This is a genomic window from Streptomyces sp. NPDC000878 (assembly GCF_053599695.1).
Genome location: NZ_JBSFMT010000007.1, coordinates 63733 through 85817, shown reverse-complemented (window position 1 = coordinate 85817; position 22085 = coordinate 63733). Strand labels below are relative to the sequence as shown.

The window sequence follows — 22085 nt, the reverse complement described above, 5'->3', positions numbered from 1 at the left end:
GAGCGGTATGCGTACGACCCGTGAGCCGGGCGAGATCTTCGGCCCGCGTATGACCCTCTTCGCCGACGTCCTGAGCGTCGGTCTTGCCACGGCGGTGGCGAGCCTGCCCCTGCTGACCGCCCCCGCCGCGCTCTCCACGGCCTGTGAGATCCTGCGCGGCACCCGCGAGGACCGCCCCGCCACCGCCGGACGCTACTTCCGCCTGCTGCGGCAGCGACTGCGCGCCGGTGACCTGGTCGCCGGCCTGGCCGCCGTGGCGGGGGTCCTGTTGGTGCTGGCCGACCTGGCGCTCGCCCGCACCGGACTGCCGGGTGGACCGGCCTTCGCTGCCGTCGCCGCCGCGATCGGCGCCTACGCCGCCGTGACCGGCCTGCGCGCCTGCGGACGCCCCGAGTCGCTCACCGACTGGCCGACCGCCGTCCGCGCCGCCGCCGGGGACACCGCCCGCGACCCGGGCGGCGGCGCCCTCGTCCTGCTCGCCCTGGCGACGGCCGCCCTGTGCGCCTGGACGCTGCTCCCGCTCGCGTTCCTGGCCCCGGGTCCCCTGGCGATGGCGCTGACGGCGATCGACGTGCGCACCCGCACGGAGCCAGTCAGGCCAGCAGATGTGCGCCCAGGTCCTCGCCCGGGAGGGCGCCCGGAAGGACGTACGCCACCGCCGAACCCCGGTGCTCGGTGAAGCGGCTCAGCTCGTCCGTCGCCGCCATCCGGTGCTGGACGCGAGCGAACAGCGCCGGGTCCCGCATGAAGGCGAGGAACAGCAGGCCCCGGTCGTCCGGCCCGGCGTCGTAGCTGTAGCTCCGGCGCAGCATCCGGGCGCCCGCGTCCAGCCGTGGACTGGCCGCCCGTACGTGCGAGCGCGGCGGGATCGCGTACCGGTCCTGCCGGGTCTTCGCGGAGATGTCCACGTCGTCGTGCTCGTGCCGGTGTCCCAGCGGCGCCCCGCTCGCGCGATGCCGCCCGATGATCTCCTCCTGGCGCCCCGTACCGAGCCGCGTGAACTCGGCGACGTCGATGTGGACACGCCGTACGACGAGAAACGTGGCGTCCTCCGACCACACCCAGCGCTCGCACTCCTCGGGCGTCGGGTTCTCCGTGCCGTTCCTGAAACCGAGGTGGTCGCGCGGTGTCTGCCCGGCCGGCGTCGGCGGCAGGAACCCGGACTGCCGCCAGCGCGGGCGCAGGGTGTCGCCCGCCAGCCGGGTCAGCGCGCTCGCGGCGGCCCGTGTGACGCGCGGGTCGTCGGCGCAGAGCTGGAGCACCAAGTCCCCGCCGCCGTACGCGGGTTCGAGCCGGTCGTCGGGGAACGGCGGCAGCTCGCGCAGGCCACGCGGCGCAGCGACACAGAGGAGTTGGGGGAGCCGGGGGCCGATCCCCACGGTCGCGGTGAGGCGGGACTTTCCGGCCAACCCCTCAATTTTACTTGCTCGTACGGGGGTTGGCGGAGGGAGTTCGCCGTCCAGGGTCTCCGCCAGTGCTCGCGTCCAGCGGCCGAACACCTCCCGGAGGGCACGTACGCCGCCCGCTCCCCGTACCGCAGGGGCGAGGTCGTACGCCGTGACGAGTGCGGCGGACTGCTGCGGGGTCGTCACTCCGGCCTGGCGCGGACCCCGGAAGCGGAACTCGGGCGGACCGGCGGCGGCAGGGGGACGGGAGCGTGACTCGCCGGTGCAGCCGGAGGCAGTTGCGGCGAGGGCTGCGGCGAGGGTCAGGACGTCCCGGCGGGCGGGGGTCGAGGTGCCGTCGGGCGTGGGGGAAGCGGTATGTGCTGTCATAAGAGTGAAAGGGATGATACATCCCTGATCACGGCAAAGACTCCCTTTCCGGAAGTCAGGTGAACGTCACCTCCGCCGTGGCGTGTTGCTCCTCGCGGGCGGTGGCGATGCGGAACTCGGCTTTCTCATCGGTGAGTTGACCCTCGGCCAGGAGATGCTCGCCGGCGAACGCCGGTTGCCGCAGTCGGTAGGACAAGGAGCGGACCTGGCGCTCCGGGGCGTTGCGGCGGGCCAGTTCGAGCATGAGCAGGGCCAGCAGTGGGCCGTGGACGACCGGGCTCGGATAGCCCTCCGTGTGCCGGCAGTACGGCGTGTCGTAGTGGATGCGGTGGGCGTTGGCGGTGAGTGCGCTGAAGCGGAAGAGGAGGGTCGGGTCCGGCTGGAGGCGCAGGTGCCAGGGGCTTGTTGGGTCAGGTGCGGGGGCGGTGTGCGTTTCGGCGTACCGCCTGCCGGGGGCGCGGCCCGACCGGTAGACGATGTCCTGCTCCTCGACGACGCACGTACGGCCGTACTGCCGGAACTCGCGGCGTTCCGTGACGAACAGGAGTTCCCCCGTGCGGCCCCGCTTCGGCGTGACCGCGCTCAAGCTGCTGACCCGCTCGGCCGGTTCGCCGCGGCGCAGTGGTTCGGTGATCTCGCAGCGCCCGCCGGCCCACATCCGCTGCCGGTCGGGGACGGGCGGCAGGAACAGGGCGTCCCGCAGGTGTCCGTCGGGGCCGAGCGCGCGCTGGGCCGGCCAGTGCAGGAAGTAGAACCACTGCCACAGCGGCGGCAACGGGTCCCCGGCACCGGCGGCCGTCTCGGGCAGGTCGAGAAGCGCGGACACGGCTGCCACCGGGCTCGGCGGCAGCGGGTCCTCGTCCCTGACCGGCGCGGGGTGCCACGACTCGACGTACGAGGCCAGTGGGGAGGGGGAGGGCGGAGGCACGGTCGGTCAGGTCCTTCCGGATCGAGACATCAGCCGAGGAAGTCCCGGACCAGGTCCCCGGCCTCGCCCCGGCACTCCTCGAAATACGCGTGCCGGGCGCCGGGGAACAGGTGCGTCCTGGTGTCCGGGATACGGGCGGCGAGCAGTGGGACGTTGTCCGGTGGAGTGAGGCGGTCCTCGTCGCCGTGCAGGATCAGCGTGGGGGCGGTGACCAGGGGTAGGGCCTCCCAGGCGTCGTGCGTGTTGCTGGCGATCAGGTGGCCGTGGCGGGCGTGCGGGGGCATGTCCGGATCGCCGAGGGTGGCGTACGGGCCGGAGTGGCCGGCGAGCCAGCCGGGGGAGTACATCAGGTCGATCAGCGCACGTCGTACGGCGGCCGGGTCGGGCTGGGCAAGGGCGCGCCGTACGGAGACGTCGCGTTCGACGGCGTACGGCCCGCCGGGGGAGGTGCAGCCCAGGACGAGCCGCCGTACCCGGTCCGGGTGGCGGGCGGCCAGCCACTGGGCGACCCGGCCGCCCATCGAGGTGCCGTAGACGTCCACGCGCTCCACGCCCAGATGGTCGAGGACCGCGATCGCGTCCTCGGCGAACTGCCGGGTGGAGTAGCCCTGCTGGGGCTTGGCGCTGGCGCCGGTGCCCCGGTGGTCCATGGTGATCGTGCGGTGCGTGGCGTCGAAGTCCTCGCGTGGGCCGTCCCACCAGTGGTGGTTGTTGGCCTGCCCGGCCAGCAGTAGGAGGGGGCGGGCCTTGTCGTCGCCCTCGCTCTGGTGCTGGTACGCGAGGGCTGTACCGTCCCGGGCTCGGGCGACGGCGTGGAGTCGTTGGCGGGCGGTGTCTGTCATCGGTTCCAACGTCCTTCTTCCACTGCTGAGTTGATACGGCCGACCAGTTCCCGCGCGACCACCTCCACGGCCGGCGGTGTCCGGCCGGACCTCGACGTGGCGAGGACGACTGACCGCCACACCTCGGGCTCGCACAGCGGCGCCGCGCTCAGCGTGCCCTGGGCGACGTCCTCCGCGATGCCCACGCCGGGCAGGATCGTCCAGCCGTGCCCGGCCAGCACGAGCCGCTTCTGCACCCGCATCGAGTTGGTCTGGACGGCGATGTCCAGGGCCGCTCCCGCCCGCGCCGCCGCCCCGTCGATCAGGGTGCGCAGAGCGTGGCCGGCGGCGGGCATGACGAGGGGGTGCGCGGCGGCCTCGGTGAACGGGACGGGCCGGTCGGCGCGGAGTCCGGCGGCCGGGGGAGCGACGGCCCACAGGCGTTCCCGTACCAGCGGAAGGGCGTTGAGGGACGGGGTGCTGTCGAGGTTGTAGAGGAGGGCCAGGTCGAGGTCGCCCTCGTCGAGCCACTGCTGGAGGTGCCCGGAGTAGGCGGTCAGCAGGCGCAGTTCGACGCCGGGGTGGTCGCGGGTCACGGCCGACACCAGCGGCTCGGCGAGCAGGTCGCCGGTGCTCTCCAGCAGGCCGACGGTGACGATGCCGGTCACCTCGCCGGGGACGGGCTGGATCTCGGCGCGGGCGCGTTCGAGTTCGCCCAGGGCGCGTCGGGCGCGGTCCACCATGATCGTGCCGGCCTGGGTGGGGCGCATGCCCTGCCGGGTCCGTTCGAAGAGGGGGACGCCCAACTCCTGTTCCAGCGTGCGGATCTGGCGGGTGACGGCCGGCTGCACCAGGCGCAGCAGTTCGGCGGCGCGGGTCACGCTGCCCACCTCGGCCACGGTGACCAGCGCCTTGAGCTGCTTGACGTCCACGGTGGTTCCTCCGGTGCCCGTGCCGTGCGGTGCGGTGTGCCATTCGTGGCAGGCATGGGTCCATCATGCTTTGCTATTTCACATGCGGTCGCATGAGCATTGATGATGGTAAGCCCGGGGCGCGGGTGGAGAATCACGAGGGAGCGGCACCTTATGAGCGCACTCGACACACTGTCCGAGGACGAGCGGTCCGTCGTCGGTACCGTGCGCGACTTCGTCGACAAGGACGTCAGTCCCGTCGTGCGCGAACTCGAACACGCCGACACCTACCCCGAGGCACTCATCGAACGGATGAAGCGGCTCGGTGTCTTCGGGCTTGCCGTGCCGGAGGAGTACGGCGGCACCCCGGTCTCCACCCCTTGCTATGTCCTGGTCACCGAGGAACTCGCCCGTGGGTGGATGAGCCTGGCCGGGGCCATGGGCGGGCACACGGTGGTCGCCAAGCTGCTCGTCGCCTTCGGAACGGAGGAGCAGAAGCGCCGCTGGCTGCCCCGGATGGCCACCGGCGAGGTCCGCGCGACCATGGCCCTGACCGAGCCGGGCGGTGGGTCCGATCTACAGGCCCTGCGTACCGTCGCCCGCAAGGTCGCCGACGGTGAGGGTGAGGGTGACGGTTACGTGGTCAACGGTGCGAAGACCTGGATCACCAACTCCCGGCGCTCCCAGCTGATCGCCCTGCTCTGCAAGACGGACCCGGACGCCCGACCGGCCCACCACGGCATCTCCGTCCTCCTCGTCGAGCACGGCCCCGGACTCACCGTCTCCCGCGATCTGCCCAAGCTCGGTTACAAGGGCGTCGAGAGCTGCGAGCTGACCTTCGAGGATCACCGGGTGCCAACGGATGCCCTTCTGGGCGGAGTTGAGGGCAAGGGCTTCGCCCAGATGATGAAGGGCCTGGAGACCGGACGCCTCCAGGTCGCCGCCCGTGCGCTGGGCGTCGGCCGGGCGGCCTTCGAGGACGCCCTCGCCTACGCGCAGCAGCGTGAGTCGTTCGGCAAGCCGATCTGGCGGCACCAGTCCATCGGCAACTACCTCGCCGACATGGCGACTTCACTCACCGCCGCCCGCCAACTCACCCTCTACGCGGCCCGGGAGGCCGACGCGGGCCGTCGGGTCGACATGGAGGCGGGCATGGCCAAGCTGTTCGCTTCGGAGACCGCGATGCAGATCACCCTCAACGCCGTCCGCATTCACGGGGGTTACGGCTACTCCACCGAGTTCGACGTCGAACGCTACTTCCGCGACGCGCCCTTGATGATCGTCGGCGAGGGCACCAACGAGATCCAGCGGAACGTGATCGCCAGCCAGCTGGTGAAGCGCGGCGGCCTCGACAGCTGACCGGACGGAGGACCGGCCCTCGGATGACCGGACGGGACGGAGGACCGACCTGGAGGCCGCGATCACCCCCGAGCCCTCCGTGCGACAGCCACCCCCGCCCGTAGCGCAGCCACCGGGTCCGGTGCCTCGTCCAGTTCGATGAGTACCGTGCCCGCGCCGGGTGTGCGGGACATCGCGTCGGCCCAGCCGGGCCAGTCCACGATGCCCGTGCCCAGCTCCGTCATGTACGGCTGCTGCTGGGCGAAGACCGTGTCGTCGATGGTGAGTTCGACGTCGATCGGCCGGACCGCGTCCTTCCAGTGGGCCAGTGCGATCCGCTGCGCGTGCCGACGCGCGACGGCCACCGGATCCCCGCCGCCGAGCGCGATGTGGCACGAGTCCGGGCACAGCCACACATAGCGCGGGTCGGTCAGCGCCATGAACAGGTCGATGTCCCGCTCGTACCAGAGCGTGCTGTTGGACTCCGTGTGGAAGGCGAGCCGCACGCCGTACCGGGCGATCGCGTCGCCGACCGCGTGGGCGATGTCGGCCATCCGGGACATGTAGGCGGCGTCGACGAAGAAGGGCGGGCGTGTCCCGAACGTCGTCCGCATGGGCAGCCCGGCGATCAGGAGGTCCGCCCCGACGTCGGCGAGGAAGGCCGCGCGTCGCTCGGCGTCGGCGACGATCGCGGGGAGGTTGTCGCCCTGCCGCCAGTCGGGGGCGTCGCTCCCGGCGACGAAGGCGCTCACGACACTCACCCCCCGTGCCTCCAGCGCGCGCCGGAACGAGGACGCGCTGCCGAACGCCCGGAGGGCCGACTCGATGTCGCCGGGGGCGAAGGTCAGCTCGATACCGGTGACCCCGGCCTCGGCCAGCGCGTCCAGCACCCGCTCCCAGAAGCGCCCGGGGTCGGCGAGGGCCAACTCCCGTACGGCGTCCGCGGTTTCGAGGCCCCAGAACGCCGGGTGGTAGAAGGTGATGACGTCGGTGGCGAAGCGCGGTTCGGAGTCGGAGCCGCTGCCCGGCGGAGTCACTCCGCACCCCCACGGGCGTTGTAGACGACCACACCGTCGGCGTCGACCGCGTCCCGGTAGTTCCGGAACACGGCGAGCGCCTCCTCCCGCAGCACGTCCTGTACGACCTTGATGCCACGCGCCTCGAACTGCTCGGCCCAGTCGGCGCCCAGCGGGCCCTCGTCGAACGTGGTGATCTCCTCCAGCTCCGGCCCCTCGCCCGCGACCACCAGACCGCGTACCCCGGACCACATGGTGGCGCCGTAACACTGGATGCACGGGCGCCAGTTGACGACCAGCTCGTGTGTCGGGAGGCCGTCGCCGCCCAAGTCCCAGCCGCCGACGGCCGTTTGGGCCAGTCCGAGGGCGACGACCTCGGCGTGCGCGCTGGAGACTCCGGAGGCGAGCACGACGTTCACCCCGACCGAGACGATCCGGCCGGTGTCCTGCTCGGCGACGAGTGCCGCGAACGGACCGCCGTTGCCCTCACGCCAGTTGCGGTCCGCCAGACGGTGCACGAGACGCATCCGGTCCTCGCGGTCCGGGACGATGCCGGGCACATTCGCCAACTCGTCGTCGATCCAGGCCGGCAGTGCCACCCGGTATTCCTTCGCGATCTCGATCACGGTCCAGCTCCCTTGCAGCGTACGGAGGTTCAGCGGAGGTCAGGTCAGGCCAGGTCGTCAGTGCGCGGTGAGCGCGGTGCGGTGTGTGGCGACGGCGCGTGCTGCCCGTACGGCCGTCACCGCGCCCGTCAGGGTGACGTTGGCGGCCATCGCCGTGGGGATCACGCCGTTGCCCGCGAGGTACAGGTTGTCGAAGCCCCACACCCTGCCGTCCGGGTCGCACACACTGGTGCCGTCGTCGACCGCGCCGGAGCGGACCGTGCCGGTCACGTGCAGCGACGAGCCGGGCGGAAGCAGCGCCGACTCGGTCTCGGGGTCGAACGGGCCGAACTCCTCGGCGATGGCCCGGACTTCGGCCAGGGCGTGCCGGAGGAGTGCCCGGTCGGCGGCGGAGTAGTCGAACTCGACGCCTATGCGCGGCAGTCCGGCGAGGTCCGTGGCCGACTCCGAGAACACGAGCCGGTTCTCGGGGCGCGACTCGACGGGGACGTACAGCGCGAGGCCCACATTGTGTGCGAGCGGGCGGCCGTCCTCGTCCACGTACGTCCGGTTCATGATCTGACCGTGGAACGGCTGTGCCGCTCCGTTCCGTGGCAGCCAGAGCGAGTCGGTGCAGAACTCGCCGACGCGCGGGAGGGGCAGGGTGTCGAGGGCGATGCCGTACCGGTCGAGGTCGAGCAGCACGCGGCCGGTGACGAAGGCGTGCTCGTTGAGGTACCGGCCCAGTGCGTCGGGGCGGATGCCCGAGGCGAACAGCAGTTGCGGGGTGCGCAGCGCGTCGGCGCACACCACCACGGTGTCGGCGCGGAGTTCGGACTCGGCGCCGTCGGTGACGCGCCGGAGCCGGGCGCCGGTGACCCGGCCGTCCGACGCGTCCGACGACCTGATGAGCGAGGTCGCGAGGGTGCCGGTCACCAGAGTGAACGCGGGGTCCCCGCCTGCCGCGATCGGGGGGAAGATCGTCCCCGGGGCGGTGCGCGGCAGCGGGCCCGAGGGTGTCGCGGTGACGGCCATCGGCATGGGTTGCGGTTGCCGGTCGTGGGGTCCGGTGCCGTCGTAGCGCCGGCGCAGGACGTCGAGGACCAGTTCGCCGACCTCGGTCGGGCCGATCGGGGCGGGTGTGACCGCGAGCATCCGGTGGGCGGTGGCCAGATCCGCAGCCCAGCCGGCCGGGTCGCCGAAGTCGAACACCTCGTCCCCGGCGGGCCACGGCGTCGCGGCCGTCCAGTGCACGCCCATGCCGCCCGCGTTCCACGCCAGCGCCGTCGCGGGCATCGCCTCGGCGTCCTCGCCGAAGGCCAGCGCGTGGAACATGCCCGGCGTCAGTCCGTCGAGGCCGTCCGCGACCTCGCGCACCACCTCGGCGCCTGTGTACATGCCCTGGATGCCGGAAGTGACCTGGTCGTTGTAGCGCTCCCACAGGACCGGGTCGTCGACGTCGTGCAGATGCACACCGGGGGCCGTACCGATCGCCTCGCCGCCGTCGACCATCGTGATGCGCAGCGCCGGATCGGTGTCCCGCAGCAGCCGGGCCACGACGGCGCCCATGATGCCGCTGCCGACGACGAGGACATCGGTGTGGGGGGTGTCGGTCACAGTGAAGCTCCATGTCTTGTACTGCGGTTGGTGCTGATGGGGGCGCGCTACGCGCTGTGGACGAGGGGGCCGAACAGCTCGGTGTCCATACGGTCGAGGGCCAGCTTGACGGCTCCGACGAGCGGGGCGTCGCGGCCCAGGAGCGTGGCACGCAGTTCGACGGCGGGGTTGCGGGCGTCGCGCAGCGCCGCGCGCACCCGGGGCAGCAGCATGTCGGCCGCGTCCTCCAGACCGCCGCCGAGCACGATGAGCGAGGGCGCGACGGTCCACGACAGGGTCGTGAGGATCGACGTGATGTGCTCCACGAGTTCCTCGACCTCGCCGAGCGCGACGGCGTCACCCTCGCGGGCCGCCTCGAACCGGCCGAGCGCGACCGCGCGTTGGGCCGGTTCCGGCGAGGTGAGCCAGGCCACCGGGTGGTTCTCGACGGAGTTCGCCGGGATCGAGGCCGCCTCGACGATCTCGCCCGCGGCGCCGTCGAGACCCCGGTGCACGGCCCCTCGGATGAGGATGCCGAGTCCGGTCCGGTTCCCGAGCATCGCCCATACGACGTTGTCGTGGTCGCCGGCCACGCCCCGCCAACGCTCCGCGAGGGCACCGAGGTTGGTGTCGTTGTCCGCGAACCACGGCACCCGGATGCGTCGCGTGAGTTCTTCGGGCAGGTGCACGCCTTCCCACCGCGTCGTGTGGACCAGTCGGCGTACGACTCCGTCGTCGTCGATGGCACCGAGGCCCGCGACCGCGCCGGCGCGCAGCCGGTCCGACGACCCGCCCGCGTCGTCGAGCGCCTCCCGCACCAGCTCAGCCACGTCGTCCAGGGTGGCCTGGGGGTCCTGGTAGGCGCGCAGTGGCCGGTGGGCCCGGCCGAGGATGCGGCCCCGGACGTCGGCGACGACCGCCGACGCGCCCGAGGTGGTGATCTGCGCGGCGGCCAACAGGGCGTGCTCGGCCCGCAGTTCGTACCGCCGGGCCGGGCGCCCCGCACAGCCGCTGGTCGGTACGCGCTCCAACTCCGTGACCCAGCCCGCCTCGACGAGCGAGTCCAGGATGAGTTCGATGGTGCGGCGCGAGAGACCGGCCCGCTCGGCGAGCGCGGTCAACGTCATCGGCTCGGCGGACACCGCCAACGCCCGCAGGATCACTGAGGTGTTGACGCGTCGGACCGCAGTCTGGTTCATGCCGTTCATCCCGGACCTCAGCATGCCCCCACCACCCCGGACGCCGCCTGTACGACCTGTACGACGGGGTCGAACACGCCTGTGGTGTCGGCCACGATCGCCGCGCCGGGCCGACCGTACTCGCGCGCCGGATCGCCTGGCCCGCCGGTTGCCCGCGCCCAGCCCGGCTCCCGGCCGTGGACGAAGCCGACGAGATCGGCGTGCGTCGCCGAGGCCAACTCCACGGGCGGGTACGGCCCGAGCGCCTCCGCGCAGCCCGGTGCGTCGAGCAGGTCGAAGAAGAACGGGATGTCGACGCAGTGCGCGGCGCCGCCGAGCACGGGGGACGGCCACTCGAAGGAGTACAGCCAGGTACCGGCGTCCGCGCCACGACGCGCCGCCGCCACGCGTGGACAGGCGGCGCGGAACAGGGTGTCCGTCACTCGCGTGCCCGCAGCGCGGGCGGCGGTGAGTTCGGCGAGGGTGTACGGGCTCGGGTGCGGGTTCTCCGGCGCGGCACCGCAGTCGAACTCGTCGCCCGTCGCGCCGAGCAGCACAGGTACGTCGTGTCCGTGCCGTGCGAGTCCGTCGGCGACGGGCACCGGCAGGATGTCGTCGCCGGTGATCGGGCCCAACGGGAGTATGTCGGCGCCGAGTTCGTCCCGCAGGGCGACCACGGCCGCCTGCAACTGCTCGACGGTACGGCTGCCGAAGCCGGCCCGTGTCGGCGGCACGCCCACCCGCTCCCCGAGCCGCTCGACGAAGTCGCGGGCCGCGTCTCCGTCCCCGTCGAAGAGGCCGCCGGACAGGCTGACCGCCCGCTGGAAGAGGCCGCTCGCTGCGGGCGACGAGAGCAGCGCGAGCACCGCCGCGCCCCCGGCCGACTGACCGGCGACGGTGACCCGGCCCGGATCACCGCCGAACGCGCCGATGTTCTCCCGGACCCAGTCGAGCGCGAGCAGCAGGTCGCGCAGGCCGAGGTTGGTGGGTACGTCGTCCAGCGGGGCGAACCCGTCGACGCCGAGCCGGTAGCCGACGGTGACGCAGACGACGCCGTCCCGGGCGAAGGAGCGGCCGTCGTACCAGGGACTCGCCGGGCTGCCCGCGAGGAAGCCACCGCCGTGGATCCACACCAGGACGGGGAAGGGCGCGTGATCGTAGGGCGGGACGGGCGCCGGTGCGAGGACGGAGAGGTTCAGGATGTCGTCGCCGGGCACCGACGGCTCCGGCACCGTGGTCGTGGGGAACAGCGGAACGCGCTGCGAGGTGGGCCCGTGCCGGGTTGCGTCGAACGGCTCCGGGAACCGGCCGCGTCGGACCGGCGCCGCGAACCGCCGTACACCGGTGGGTGGTTGGGCGTACGGGATGCCGAGGAAGCGTTGTACGGGGCCGGTGCGGCGGCCGACGACGGGACCGGCGGGGGCCTCCACGGTGACGGCGATGTCGGTGACGTCATTCACGGGGATCACCGCATTCCCGATCCGGAGATGCCCTGCACGAAGTAGCGCTGGAGGAAGAGGAAGAGCACCAGCACCGGCAGCATCACGACGATCGCGCCCGCGAGCAGCAGGCCGTAGTCGGTGACGTGGGCGGCTGCCTGGCTGGTCGCGGCGAGGCCCACCGGGAGCGTGTAGGTGTCCATGCTCTGGGCGACGATGAGCGGCCAGATGAAGTTGTTCCACGAGGTGAGGAACGACATGATCGTGATCGTCGCGACCGCCGGGCCGGCCAGCGGCAGGAAGATGCGGAAGAAGATCCGGAACTCGCCCGCGCCGTCGATCCGCGCCGCCTCCAGCAGTTCGTCGGGGACGGACATCGCGTACTGCCGCATGATGAACACCGACAGCGGCAACGCGACGCCGGGCAGGGCGATACCGGTCAGGGTGTCCGCGAGCCCCATGTCCACGGTGAGCACGAACTGAGGGACGAACACCGTGGTGAGCGGCACCATCATCGCCGCCATCACCGCGCCGAACGCGAGCCGCCTGCCCGCGAATTCGAGCTTGGCGAGCGCGTAACCGGCGGCCGACGCGGCCACGATGTTGCCGGCCACCACGAGGCCCGCGACCACGACACTGTTGGCGAGGAACCGTCCGAAACCCTCGGTCCGGAACAGCCGGGTGAAGTTGTCGAGGGTGACGTGGTGCGGGAGCCAGGCGCCGGGGTCGGAGCGGATCTCGTCGAGACTGCGCAGCGAGCCGCTGGCCACCCAGACGAACGGGAGCAGGGTGAGCAGCGCGCACAGCACCAGTGCGCCGTACAGCAGCGGCCGGGAGAGGGACCGGCGGGGCGCGGTGGCCCGGTCGGTGGTCGCGTGGGCGTTCGCCGGTGCGGCGAGGGCGGTCATGAGCGGGACCTCAGCAGTCGGAACTGGACGATGCTCACCAGGGCCACCAGCAGCAGCATCACGAAGGACGCGGCCGAGGAGACCCCGAACTCGCCCGAGCCGAACTGGCGGTAGGTGTACAGCGCCATCGACTCGGTGGAGCCCAACGGGCCGCCGTTGGTCAACAGATAGGGCTCGTCGAACACTTGGAGGTAGAAGACGGTCAGCAGCACCGAGACCATGAGCGTGGTCGGCAGCAGCAGGGGCAGGGTGATGTGCCTCAACTGCCGCCAGCGGCCCGCCCCGTCGAGGGCGGCGGCCTCGTACACGTCCTGCGGGATCGCCTGCAGACCGGCGAGGAACAGCACCATCGCGGTGCCGAAGTTGCGCCAGATGCCCAGCAGGATGACGACGGGCATCGCCAGGTTCGGGTCGTCCAGCCAGTTCGGTCCGGCGAGGCCGACCGCGCCGAGCACCTTGTTGACGGTGCCGTCGGCGTTGAAGGCGTACTGCCAGATCAGGGCGACCGCCACGACGTTGGTGACGACCGGCGCGAAGAAGACCGTACGGAACACCCCGCGCAGCCGCCGGATGCCGGAGTTCAGCGCGACGGCCAGCGCGAATCCGAGCCCCATGGTCAGCGGGACGCCGACGGCCACGAAGACGCCCGTGTTCAGGATGTCCCGCAGGAAGCTCTCGTCCTGGAACAGCCGGAGATAGTTCTCCAGGCCCGTGAAGTTGACCGCGAACGGCTGCCGCAGGTCCGCGCCCCGGAGGTCGGTGAGGCTGAAACCGAGCGCTGCGACGGTGGGGATCGCGGTGTAGAGGAGGAACACGACGCCGAACGGCGCGAGGAACAGCCAGGCGACGGCGGTTCGCCGACCGCCCCGGCCGCCCCGGGTGCTCCGGGAGCGGCGCGCTCGGCGCGGCGCCCCCGGGCTGATGGTGGTCATCGTCGGCGGCTCACTTCGTGCCCGTGCCGAGGCTGTCGGCGTACGACTGGACGTTCGCGGCGGCCTTCGCGGCGGTCTCCGCTCCCTTGGCCACGGCCTCCATCTCCTTGCCAAGGCGGGTCGCGACCTGCTGCCACGTGCTCACCTGGGGGAACGCCTGGGTGTTCTTCAGCTGCGTGAGGAAGGCGTCGAGGAGTGGCTGGTCCGCGATCGCCGGGTCCTCCCAGGCGGAGATGACGGCCGGCAGCGAGCTGTACGCCTTGTACTGCGCGACCTGCGTGCTCGGCTCCGTCAGATACCGGACCAGCTTCCACGACGCGTCCGCGTTGCCATCACCCGCGAGGACGCCCCAACTGCCCCCGGCGGAGAAGGACTTGCTGCCCGAGGACCCGGCGGGCAGCGGTGCGGTGGCCACATTGGCGGCCGTCCAGCCGTCCTTCTTCGCGGCGGCGTCGAGCTGGCCGACGACCCACGGTCCGGTGATCATCATGGCGGTCTTCCCGGACACGAAGTACGGCTGCGCGTCCAGGAACGTGGGCCCGCTGGGGTCGGCCACGCCGGAGGTGAAGAACGACGCGTTGTACTGGAGCGCGTCGACCATCGCCGGGGTGTCGAGGGTCCATTTCCCGCCGGAGGAGAGCAGCGAGCCGCCGGCCTGCCAGGCGTACATCGCGACGTCCTGGCCGTTGAAGATGTCCCAGCCGATGTCGGCCCCGAGACCGCGCTTGGCGCCCGCGCCCTGGAGCGCCTTGAGGAACGGCACCGTCTCGTCCCACGTGGTCGGCGCCTTGACGCCCGCCTTCTTGGCGAGGTCGGCGCGGTAGACGAGCGCGTAGGTGTAGGCGTACCAGGGCACCGTGTAGGCGACCTCCCCGGCCACCCCCGCGGCCCAGAGGCTCTCGAAGAAGGCCGACTTGTCGATGAGGCCGTCCGGGACGGGCCGAAGGATCGCCGGGTCGAGGAACTGCGCCTGCGACTCGGGGAAGAACTGGGCGACATCGGGACCCTTGCCCGCCGCGATCGCCGACTGGAGCTTGGTGTAGTACTCGCCGTTCGGTATCAGGGTCAGCTTCACGGTGACGTCGGGGTTCGCGGTCTTGAAGGGCTTGATGACCTTGTCGAGCACGTCGGCGTCGCCCTGGGCGGCCCAGACGGTGACGGTGCCGGTGGCCGGGGAGTCGTCGACGGGCTCGGCGGTGGCTGTCGCGGCGGCGGTGTCGTCGCTGCGGCCACAGCCGGTGAGGGCGAAGGCGCCCGCGAGAGCGAGGCCCGCGGTGAGCTTGAGGGCGCCGCGTCGGGAGGGAATGGACACTCGGGGCTCCTGTGCAGGGATTTCGGGGGAAAGCAGCTTTTTTGGTCCGATGAACCTCGATGGACCTCGTAGGGGGAGTTGTGCCAGTGGCTGATGGTGAAGCTATGGGCGGGGTATTTCGGCCGAGTGGCGGACCCGTCACGAATAATTTCGGAACTTGTAGCGAAATCGATTTGCGGTGATTTGTAGTGTTTGAGTGGGGATGGTGGAGCGGAAAAGAGGTGGCGGACCGCGGCCGGGGGTCGGTACGGTCCCGCACGATGACTACTGACTCCGTTGACAGAACGGGGGTCCCGTCCGCGCAAGGTGAGTGCTGATGCTCACTCGCCACGCGTCCGGGGACACCTACCTCTCCTACTGGCCACGCGTACGACAGTTCGCCGTGCCGCCGTCCATGATCGAGACCGCGACCGCTCGCCGACTGGCCGGGGACTGGGCGGGCGCGTGTGCCGCCGCAGGCGTCGACGTCGATCTGAACCCACGGTCCGTGGCCCGCACCCACGGCCGGGAACTCGCCGCCCAACTGCGCGCCGATCTCCGCCACTTGGCACCCGACCTGCTGCGCTGGCACCTGCCGAGGATCGCCCCCGACGGACTGCTGCGCCCGGGACTGACGATCAGCCTGGCCCGGTACGAGGCCACCGGGCCGCCCGGCGCCCACCCGGTGCACCTCGTGGCCCGGACCCCGCCCGCCTGGGCGGACGCCGGCCAGCGGATCAGCCTCACGCTGTGGGACGGCTCCCAGGCAGCACAGGTCTCCTACGCCTCCCACGCCTCCCGCGCCGCTGCGGGCGCCCGCAGCCATCCGCACCCCCACCCCAGCCGACGGTTCCGCCTCGACCTGCATCGCCATCTCTGGGACGCGCGCAGAACCGATGAGCTGCGGATCCGGTCCGGGGCCGATCGGCCACCCGGCGGCGACTGTCCCGCATCGGCCCTGGATCTGCTGGAGCGGGTGCCGCAGGGGCGCCGCTGTGCCGTGGACCGGTGGGCGGCCGAGGCGGAGCTGCTGCTCGACGCCGACGAGCGGTCCTCCGGCACCGGAACCAGCGGGGATACGGTCACCGTGCGGTTCGCCGCCCGGCGCCGGCTGCTCCTGGAGCTGGTCGCGGCCCCGGACGACAGCGGCCCGCCCGAGCTGCGGATCACGGAGGCGACCAAGGCCAGCCGTGCCTCCTCGCTGCCGGTCCTGCCCGACGCGTCGACCTGGGTACTGCCCGACCTGGAGCTGCTGCGGGCCGGCGCGATCGAGGTGGACCGGCTGCACCCGCTGGTCGCCTCGGCACTCGTACCGGACCGTCCGCCGACCGGCCCGCCCCGGAATCCGGACCGGGCGGGCGAGCCGCGTCTCGTGGAGTGCCGGGGCGCCCGTCACCGGATCGGCCTGGTCGACGGGGTGCTCGCCCCGCTGGACCACGACCCGGCCGAGATCCGCCGGGAAGAACTCCTGGCCGAGCTGACCGGCACGCCGATGCCCTGTCTGCGGGCCATCGACGAGGCCCACCGCCACCCGGACTGCCTCACCGGCGTGCGAGAGCGCCTGGACCACGGTGACATCGCCGGTGCGCTGGCCGTCGTAGAGGGCCTGCTCGGACCGGACGCCGTGCTGCGCGGCGGTGCTCTGCGCGACGAACTGGAGCGGGCCGCCGAGCGGCGGATCGCCTACGGACTGTTCCGGGCGGGCCTGATCGGAGCCGGGCCGGGACTCCGATCCTGGCCGGGACCTCGATCCGCGTCGGGACCCCGGCCCGGGGGCCGCCGCCCGGACGGCCGCCGAACTCGCTGAGATTCGCTCCAAAACACCCTGTATTGCTGCTAGTTACTACGAAAGTTACTACGAACCCAAAGGTGATCAGACATGCCCACAGCCATCCCCTTCGCCGCCCCCAATTCCGCCTCAGCCCCGCCCCACACCCCCCAACTCGACATCGCCGCCGACCTGTTGACCCTGCTGCGCGACACCACCACCGAACTCCGCCCCGACACCCAGCTGGAGGCCCTGACCCTGGCCGTGGCCGCCGATCTGCCCGTGCTGCTGTGGGGTGAACCGGGGATCGGCAAGACCGCGGCCCTCACGCAGCTGGCCGCCGCCCTGGACCTGCCCCTCACCACGGTGATCGCGAGTGTCCACGAGCCGTCCGACTTCTCCGGGCTGCCCGTCGTCGGGGACGACCCCGCGACACACGGTGTGCCGATGGCCCCGCCGGACTGGGCGGTACGACTCGTACGGGCCGGCCGGGGACTGCTGTTCCTCGACGAACTGTCCACCGCGCCGCCCGCCGTTCAGGCCGCGCTGCTCCGGCTGGTCCTGGAGCGGCGGATCGGTGCCCTCCAACTGCCGCCCGGCGTAAGGATCGTGGCCGCAGCCAACCCCCGGTCCTCGGCCGCCGACGGCTGGGAGCTGAGCCCGCCGCTCGCCAACCGCTTCGTCCATCTCCAGTGGACCCACGACCACGAGGTCGTCGTACGCGGCCTCGGCGGGACCTGGCCCCGGGCCACGCTGCCCCGGCTGGACCCCGAGAAGCTGCCGGATGCCGTGGACTTCGCCCGCCGCGCGGTGTGCGCGCTGCTCGCCGCCCGGCCCAAGCTCGTCCATCAGCTGCCCGGCAACGAGACGCGTCGGGGCGGTGCCTGGCCGTCGCCCCGGAGTTGGGACATGACCCTGAGTCTGATCGCCTTCGCGACCGCCGCCGGGTCCTCCCGGGAGGTGCTCTCGCTGCTGGTCAGGGGTGCCGTCGGGGACGGCCCGGGGCTCGAACTGCTGGCGAGCCTCGACCGGTTGGACCTCCCGGACCCCGAGTCGCTGCTCGCCGACCCGGCCGGTGCCGAACTGCCCGAGCGCGGGGATCTGCGCCAGGCCGTGCTGGACGGTGTGGTGGCGGCGGTCCGGGGGCGCCCGGACAAGTCCCGCTGGGACGCGGCGTGGGCGCTGCTCGTCCGGGCGCTGGAGACCGGGGCCCCGGACCTGGTGGTCGTCCCGGCGACCACGCTCGCCTCGCTGCGGCGGGAGGACTGGGATGTCCCGGCGGCGATCGAGCAGCTCGCCGGTGTCGTTACCCTGTCCCGGCGAGCGGACCGGGCGGCGGACCGCGTCGCGGGACGCATCGGGGCCGGAACGAAGGGCAGCCGATGAACACCGACGCATCAGGACCGGGCACCCTGGACCTCGGCAAACTCTTCGCCGCCCGACTGCACGCCGTGCGGGCCCGCCCGTACCTGGCCACCGCCCTGTTCGCCCTGCACCCCGTCGAGTCGCGGCAGGTCCCGACGATGGCCGTCGACCGGCACTGGCGGTGCTACGTCTCGCCGGCGTTCGTGGACCGGATGCCGGTCGAGGAACTGGCCGGGGTGTGGGTGCACGAGGTCTCGCACCTGCTGCGCGACCACCACGGCCGCAGCGACCGCTTCGCCCGCGAGCACGGGCTGACCGGCCCCGGGGAACGGCTGCGGATGAACATCGCCGCGGACTGCGAGATCAACGACGACGTGTTCGGCGACGGCCTCGTCCGCCCCGAAGGCGCGGTCGGGCCGGGCTCGTTGGGGCTTCCGGACGGGGAGCTCATGGAGGAGTACCTGCGCCGGTTCCAGCTCGCACCGAACATGATGAGCCTGTACTGGCTGGACTGCGGCAGTGGCGCCGACGGACTCGGCCGGGAATGGGATCTGGGCCCCGACGGCGCGCACGGCCTGAGCGAGCAGGAACGGGACGCGGTCCGCTTCCGGGTGGCGCGGGGCATCAACGGCCGCCCCGGGGACGCCCCCGAGGGATGGCGGCGCTGGGCCGAGGAGGCGTTCCATCCGCCGCAGCCCTGGCGGGAGTTGCTGGGCGCGGCGGTCCGCTCGGCGGCCTCCGGCGGTGGCGTCGGCGAGGACTACACGTACGGCCGTCCGGCGCGCCGCTCGGCCGGGCTGCCCGGCGTCGTCCTGCCGAGCCTGCGGCGCAGACCGCCCCGGGTCTCCGTGGTCATCGACACCTCCGGGTCGGTCAGCGACGCCGAGCTGGGCAGCGCGCTCCTGGAGGTCGCGGCGATCTCCCGCGCGGTGGGCGGCCGACGGGACCTGGTCACCGTGGTGCCGTGCGACGCGTCGGCCCCGATCGCGCACACGCTGTGCCAGGCCGAGGGGATTCCCCTGCTGGGCGGCGGCGGTACGGACCTCCGCACCGGCTTCGCCAAGGCGCTGGGGGCGAATCCGCGCCCCGATGCCGTGGTGGTCCTGACCGACGGCCAGACACCCTGGCCGGAGAACCGGCCACCGTGCCGGACGGTGGTGGGCCTGTTTTCCAGGCAGCCCACGGGTCAGCGGTGGGGCGAGAGCGAGGGCGACGACGACTACGTACCGGACCTGCCGCCCGACTGGGCGCGAGTGGTCCACATCGGATAGATGTCCACGGACAGACGTCCGCGGCTCGGCACCCAGTGATCTCCGGATCAACAGGACTGAAAGGATGCCCCGATGAGCACCCCTTCCTCACTTCTGTCGGCGTTTCGGCCCAAAGTCCAAGAGCGTCTCTACGACTTCTACGAAGAACTCCGCAACGCCGACGACCTGTTCTGGGACCGCCGCACGGGCGCCTGGATCGCGACCGGGCACGCCGTGGTCAGCAGCGCCGCGAACGCGCCCGGCCTGTCATCGGTGCGCTACCCCGACATCGAGGCCGTCCCCGAGGAACTACGGCCGCTGGCCCGGATCCTGAGCAGACAGATGCTCTACAACGACGCCCCCGACCACGCCCGGCTCCGGGCCCTGATCGGCAAGGCGTTCACCGCGCGTGCGGTGGCGGCACTCCGCGCCCGGATCGTCGAGGCCGTCGACCGGATCATCAGCGCCGCGGCGCCGACCGGCCGCATGGACATCGTCGCGGACCTGGCCAAGCCCCTTCCCCTGACCATCATCTGCGACCTCCTCGACGTACCGGAGGAGGACCGCCCCGCCGTCGCCGCCTGGTCCGAGCCGGTCGCCGAGGCCATCGGCAACTCCCGGCTCGACGCGGACCGCAACCGCGAGGCCTCGCAGAGCATGGAGCACATGCTCACGTACCTGCGGGAGCTCCTCACCCGCCAGGACGCCACGCCGACCCCCCACTCCCTGCGCGCGATGGTGAACGCGCAGGCCGGCAACACCGACCAGGACCTCGACGAACTCCTCGCCAACTGCGCCCTGTTGCTGATCGCCGGCCACGAGACCACCACCCACTTCATCGGCAACGCCACCCTCGCCCTGCTCCGCGACCCGGACGCCGCCGACCAACTGCGCGGCAAGCCCGAGCTGATGCCCGCCGCGGTCGAGGAACTCCTGCGCTACGACGCCCCGGTACAGCTGATGCTGCGCCGGGCCCGGCACGACCTGGACCTCGCGGGCCGCGCCATCGAGGAGGGGCAGACGGTCCTGTTGGTGTGCGGCGCCGCCAACCGGGACCCGGCCGTCTTCCCCGACCCCCACGCGCTGGACTTCGGGCGGTCCTCCAGTTCCGGCGGCCGGCACATGTCCTTCGGACACGGCCCGCACTTCTGCCTCGGGGCGGCGCTGGCCCGCATGGAAGGCGAGATCGTCCTGGACGCCCTCCTCAACCGCCTCCCGGACCTCCGGTTCGACGGCACCGAGCCCCCGAAGTGGCAGCGCAGCCTCAACTTCCGCGGACTCACCCGCCTGGACGTCGCCTTCACCCCGGTGGCGGCGGGGACGGGGCCGGTTGTGGCGGGGCCCTGACGCCGGAGCGCATGAACAACCCATCGGTATCGATGGGTTGCCCGGCCCGACGGCGGCGCTACGGCCTTGGCCGAGGCCGCGACCTGGCCCCGACGGCAGCGCTGCGGCCCCGACCGCGCGACCCCCCGGCCCCGACTGCGGCGCCCCGGTCTTGACCGCGGCCCTGGCCGTGACTGCGGCCCTGGCCCCGACCGAGGCCCCGCCGCTCACCGCCGGGCGGGCTCGGCGCCCTCGCGGTAGAGCACCAGGTGCTCATGGAAGAGAACACCGTCACGGACATCGCCCGTGGCGGTGAAGCCGGTGTCGTCGACGTAGTCGATGTGGTCGCCGGTGACGGTGTAGCTGCCGGTGTAGGCGCTGCGGCGGTTGCCGCGGGCCTCGTCGTAGCGGCCGTCCGGCAGCAGTTCCTGATGGATGAACCCGTCGGCGGTCACCCACATCCCGACGTACGGGTGCGGGGCGCGGGGCGTGTCGTTGCTGGTCATCGCTCTACGATCGCCCCGGCGCCCGGCGGCAACCAGGCCGCCGTCTCCCCAGGCGGGCGCTTCCTGGGTGCCGCGCACCCACCATCGCCAGCGACCTCCCCGGGCACCCTCCGTCGTACGCGGCCGGCCGCATCCTGGGTGCGCGACACCTGGGGAAACCGCGACCTGGTTCCGATCCCGCCGCGCGACGAATCTGGTGGTCGAGCAGCCGCACCAGCTGCCGAATCACTCGCCTCGGACCTGTACCGGCGCTCACTTCGCGCAGCGGGGACACCGACGAGGCGACTCCACCGAGGAGCACGCAATGACCGTCACCGACGCCATCTCCGGCACCATCACCGACTCGGGCACAGGTGCCGACATTGACTCGGGCACCGGCGCCGTGCGCTGGAACCCCGAGGCCCTCGCCGAGATCCTCTCGAACGACGAGGGGCGGCCCGTCCTGTTCACCAACGCCCGCATCCTGACCACGGACCCGCTGATCGGGACCATGATCGGCGCCGACCTGCTGTTCGTCGGCTCCCTGGTCGTGGGCGTCGGCCCCGGCATCATCACCGCGGCCGGGGACGACAACGCCATCGTCGTCGACTGCACCGGCCTGACCATCGCCCCCGCCGTCGTGGACACCGTGGCGCTGACCGGCGGCCGTGGCCACCGCTCGGAGTACGTCGCGACGCTGACCCCGGGCAACATCCCCGACTTCCTGGTGCTGCCCGACGAACTCGCCGCCGACGTGCCCAGCGCCGTGGCCGCCCTCTTCACCCGGCCGGAGCAGATCCGCGCCCTCGTCGCGGCCGGCCGGCCGGTCCTGTGGGCCGGTACCGACGTCCCCGGCCGCGCCACCGCCCCCGAGACCGGCATCCCGGCCGCCGCCGACCTGACCGGCAGCCCGCGTGTCGGCGTCTGGATCGACCGGAACGACTTCCTGCACCAGGAACTCACCGCCGACGGCCGCTACGACGAGACCCGGGGCGGGCGCCCGCACGCCTACCAGGGCCGCTACTGGATCGACGGCGACCGTATCGACTACCTGGACGACCTCGGCTTCTGGGCCTACGGAGCGTTCCAGGACGACGAACTGCACCACGCGGGCTACGTCATGAAGCTCGGCTGACCCTCCCCATCACCCCTC

20 protein-coding genes are annotated in these 22085 nt (G+C 72.3%); 7 read left to right on the top strand and 13 right to left on the bottom strand.

From position 1 onward, the window contains the following. Nucleotides 1-7 precede the first annotated feature (7 nt). Nucleotides 8-679, top strand: coding sequence for a hypothetical protein (locus ACWDR4_RS09190; RefSeq protein ID WP_450406208.1), 672 nt, complete (start codon nt 8-10; stop codon nt 677-679). Here the strand turns inward: ACWDR4_RS09190 and ACWDR4_RS09185 are convergent. The 4 genes from ACWDR4_RS09185 to ACWDR4_RS09170 are packed head-to-tail and all read right to left on the bottom strand — an operon-like array spanning nt 594 to nt 4456. Beyond that, nucleotides 594-1775: a Dyp-type peroxidase gene (locus ACWDR4_RS09185; RefSeq protein WP_450405928.1), complete on the bottom strand. Its 1182-nt coding sequence runs from the start codon at nt 1773-1775 to the stop codon at nt 594-596. The genes ACWDR4_RS09190 and ACWDR4_RS09185 overlap by 86 nt on opposite strands. Before the next feature lie 55 nt (nt 1776-1830). Further along, nucleotides 1831-2703 (bottom strand): hypothetical protein, encoded by an 873-nt coding sequence (locus ACWDR4_RS09180; RefSeq protein ID WP_450405925.1) that lies wholly within the window; start codon nt 2701-2703, stop codon nt 1831-1833. Between the two features lie 29 nt (nt 2704-2732). Continuing rightward, nucleotides 2733-3545, bottom strand: coding sequence for an alpha/beta fold hydrolase (locus ACWDR4_RS09175; RefSeq protein ID WP_450405922.1), 813 nt, complete (start codon nt 3543-3545; stop codon nt 2733-2735). Continuing rightward, nucleotides 3542-4456 carry a LysR family transcriptional regulator gene (locus tag ACWDR4_RS09170; protein ID WP_450405920.1) on the bottom strand — a complete coding sequence of 305 codons (915 nt, stop codon included), beginning with the start codon at nt 4454-4456 and terminating at the stop codon, nt 3542-3544. Before ACWDR4_RS09170 ends, ACWDR4_RS09175 begins: the two co-directional genes overlap by 4 nt. 153 nt (nt 4457-4609) lie before the next feature. Between ACWDR4_RS09170 and ACWDR4_RS09165 the strand changes: the two genes are divergently transcribed. Further along, entirely contained in the window at nt 4610-5794 is a 1185-nt protein-coding gene (locus tag ACWDR4_RS09165) for an acyl-CoA dehydrogenase family protein (protein ID WP_450405918.1), read from the top strand. 62 nt (nt 5795-5856) lie between these two features. Here the strand turns inward: ACWDR4_RS09165 and ACWDR4_RS09160 are convergent, their stop codons facing one another. The 8 genes from ACWDR4_RS09160 to ACWDR4_RS09125 are packed head-to-tail and all read right to left on the bottom strand — an operon-like array spanning nt 5857 to nt 14759. Then, nucleotides 5857-6810, bottom strand: coding sequence for a sugar phosphate isomerase/epimerase family protein (locus tag ACWDR4_RS09160; protein ID WP_450405916.1), 954 nt, complete (start codon nt 6808-6810; stop codon nt 5857-5859). Continuing rightward, nucleotides 6807-7415: a nucleoside deaminase gene (locus ACWDR4_RS09155; RefSeq protein WP_450405913.1), complete on the bottom strand. Its 609-nt coding sequence runs from the start codon at nt 7413-7415 to the stop codon at nt 6807-6809. Before ACWDR4_RS09155 ends, ACWDR4_RS09160 begins: the two co-directional genes overlap by 4 nt. Before the next feature lie 57 nt (nt 7416-7472). Next, the gene (locus ACWDR4_RS09150) at nt 7473-9011 is read right to left on the bottom strand and encodes a GMC oxidoreductase (protein WP_450405911.1); all 1539 of its coding nucleotides are present in this window, start codon (nt 9009-9011) and stop codon (nt 7473-7475) included. A 47-nt stretch (nt 9012-9058) separates the two neighbouring features. Further along, nucleotides 9059-10189 (bottom strand): ROK family protein, encoded by a 1131-nt coding sequence (locus ACWDR4_RS09145; protein ID WP_450405909.1) that lies wholly within the window; start codon nt 10187-10189, stop codon nt 9059-9061. Between the two features lie 17 nt (nt 10190-10206). After that, nucleotides 10207-11628, bottom strand: a complete 1422-nt coding sequence (locus tag ACWDR4_RS09140) for a carboxylesterase family protein (RefSeq protein WP_450405906.1) — start codon at nt 11626-11628, stop codon at nt 10207-10209. 5 nt (nt 11629-11633) lie between these two features. After that, on the bottom strand, nt 11634-12515 hold the full coding sequence (locus ACWDR4_RS09135) for a carbohydrate ABC transporter permease (protein ID WP_450405903.1): 882 nt from the start codon (nt 12513-12515) through the stop codon (nt 11634-11636). Beyond that, the gene (locus ACWDR4_RS09130; protein ID WP_450405901.1) at nt 12512-13447 is read right to left on the bottom strand and encodes a carbohydrate ABC transporter permease; all 936 of its coding nucleotides are present in this window, start codon (nt 13445-13447) and stop codon (nt 12512-12514) included. The genes ACWDR4_RS09135 and ACWDR4_RS09130 overlap by 4 nt, the downstream gene beginning before the upstream one ends. A gap of 10 nt (nt 13448-13457) precedes the next feature. After that, nucleotides 13458-14759 (bottom strand): extracellular solute-binding protein, encoded by a 1302-nt coding sequence (locus ACWDR4_RS09125; protein ID WP_450405898.1) that lies wholly within the window; start codon nt 14757-14759, stop codon nt 13458-13460. A gap of 316 nt (nt 14760-15075) precedes the next feature. Here ACWDR4_RS09125 and ACWDR4_RS09120 point away from each other — a divergent pair, with 316 nt between their 5' ends. The 4 genes from ACWDR4_RS09120 to ACWDR4_RS09105 all read left to right on the top strand — a co-directional run bounded on the left by ACWDR4_RS09120 (nt 15076) and on the right by ACWDR4_RS09105 (nt 20468). After that, complete coding sequence (locus tag ACWDR4_RS09120) at nt 15076-16545, top strand: hypothetical protein (RefSeq protein ID WP_450405895.1); 1470 nt, start codon at nt 15076-15078, stop codon at nt 16543-16545. 72 nt (nt 16546-16617) lie between these two features. Then, complete coding sequence (locus tag ACWDR4_RS09115; protein WP_450405892.1) at nt 16618-17892, top strand: AAA family ATPase; 1275 nt, start codon at nt 16618-16620, stop codon at nt 17890-17892. Then, nucleotides 17889-19142 (top strand): vWA domain-containing protein, encoded by a 1254-nt coding sequence (locus tag ACWDR4_RS09110; protein WP_450405889.1) that lies wholly within the window; start codon nt 17889-17891, stop codon nt 19140-19142. The genes ACWDR4_RS09115 and ACWDR4_RS09110 overlap by 4 nt, the downstream gene beginning before the upstream one ends. Nucleotides 19143-19214: 72 nt before the next feature. Further along, a complete protein-coding gene (locus ACWDR4_RS09105; RefSeq protein WP_450405887.1) occupies nt 19215-20468 on the top strand; it encodes a cytochrome P450 in 1254 nt (417 codons plus the stop codon). 206 nt (nt 20469-20674) lie between these two features. Here the strand turns inward: ACWDR4_RS09105 and ACWDR4_RS09100 are convergent, their stop codons facing one another. Then, entirely contained in the window at nt 20675-20953 is a 279-nt protein-coding gene (locus tag ACWDR4_RS09100) for an Atu4866 domain-containing protein (RefSeq protein ID WP_450405884.1), read from the bottom strand. Between the two features lie 304 nt (nt 20954-21257). On the opposite strand from ACWDR4_RS09100, the gene ACWDR4_RS09095 reads away from it, so the two are divergent. Continuing rightward, complete coding sequence (locus tag ACWDR4_RS09095) at nt 21258-22067, top strand: Atu4866 domain-containing protein (protein ID WP_450405881.1); 810 nt, start codon at nt 21258-21260, stop codon at nt 22065-22067. Nucleotides 22068-22085 lie beyond the last annotated feature (18 nt).

Excerpts from the sequence above, each read along its gene's own strand:
- ACWDR4_RS09190 (WP_450406208.1), top strand. The coding sequence starts at position 8 with ATGCGTACGACCCGTGAGCCGGGCGAGATCTTCGGCCCGCGTATGACC.
- ACWDR4_RS09185 (WP_450405928.1), bottom strand. The coding sequence starts at position 1,775 with ATGACAGCACATACCGCTTCCCCCACGCCCGACGGCACCTCGACCCCC.
- ACWDR4_RS09175 (WP_450405922.1), bottom strand. The coding sequence starts at position 3,545 with ATGACAGACACCGCCCGCCAACGACTCCACGCCGTCGCCCGAGCCCGG.
- ACWDR4_RS09165 (WP_450405918.1), top strand. The coding sequence starts at position 4,610 with ATGAGCGCACTCGACACACTGTCCGAGGACGAGCGGTCCGTCGTCGGT.
- ACWDR4_RS09145 (WP_450405909.1), bottom strand. The coding sequence starts at position 10,189 with ATGAACCAGACTGCGGTCCGACGCGTCAACACCTCAGTGATCCTGCGG.
- ACWDR4_RS09135 (WP_450405903.1), bottom strand. The coding sequence starts at position 12,515 with ATGACCGCCCTCGCCGCACCGGCGAACGCCCACGCGACCACCGACCGG.
- ACWDR4_RS09130 (WP_450405901.1), bottom strand. The coding sequence starts at position 13,447 with ATGACCACCATCAGCCCGGGGGCGCCGCGCCGAGCGCGCCGCTCCCGG.
- ACWDR4_RS09120 (WP_450405895.1), top strand. The coding sequence starts at position 15,076 with ATGCTCACTCGCCACGCGTCCGGGGACACCTACCTCTCCTACTGGCCA.
- ACWDR4_RS09115 (WP_450405892.1), top strand. The coding sequence starts at position 16,618 with ATGCCCACAGCCATCCCCTTCGCCGCCCCCAATTCCGCCTCAGCCCCG.
- ACWDR4_RS09110 (WP_450405889.1), top strand. The coding sequence starts at position 17,889 with ATGAACACCGACGCATCAGGACCGGGCACCCTGGACCTCGGCAAACTC.
- ACWDR4_RS09105 (WP_450405887.1), top strand. The coding sequence starts at position 19,215 with ATGAGCACCCCTTCCTCACTTCTGTCGGCGTTTCGGCCCAAAGTCCAA.
- ACWDR4_RS09100 (WP_450405884.1), bottom strand. The coding sequence starts at position 20,953 with ATGACCAGCAACGACACGCCCCGCGCCCCGCACCCGTACGTCGGGATG.
- ACWDR4_RS09095 (WP_450405881.1), top strand. The coding sequence starts at position 21,258 with ATGACCGTCACCGACGCCATCTCCGGCACCATCACCGACTCGGGCACA.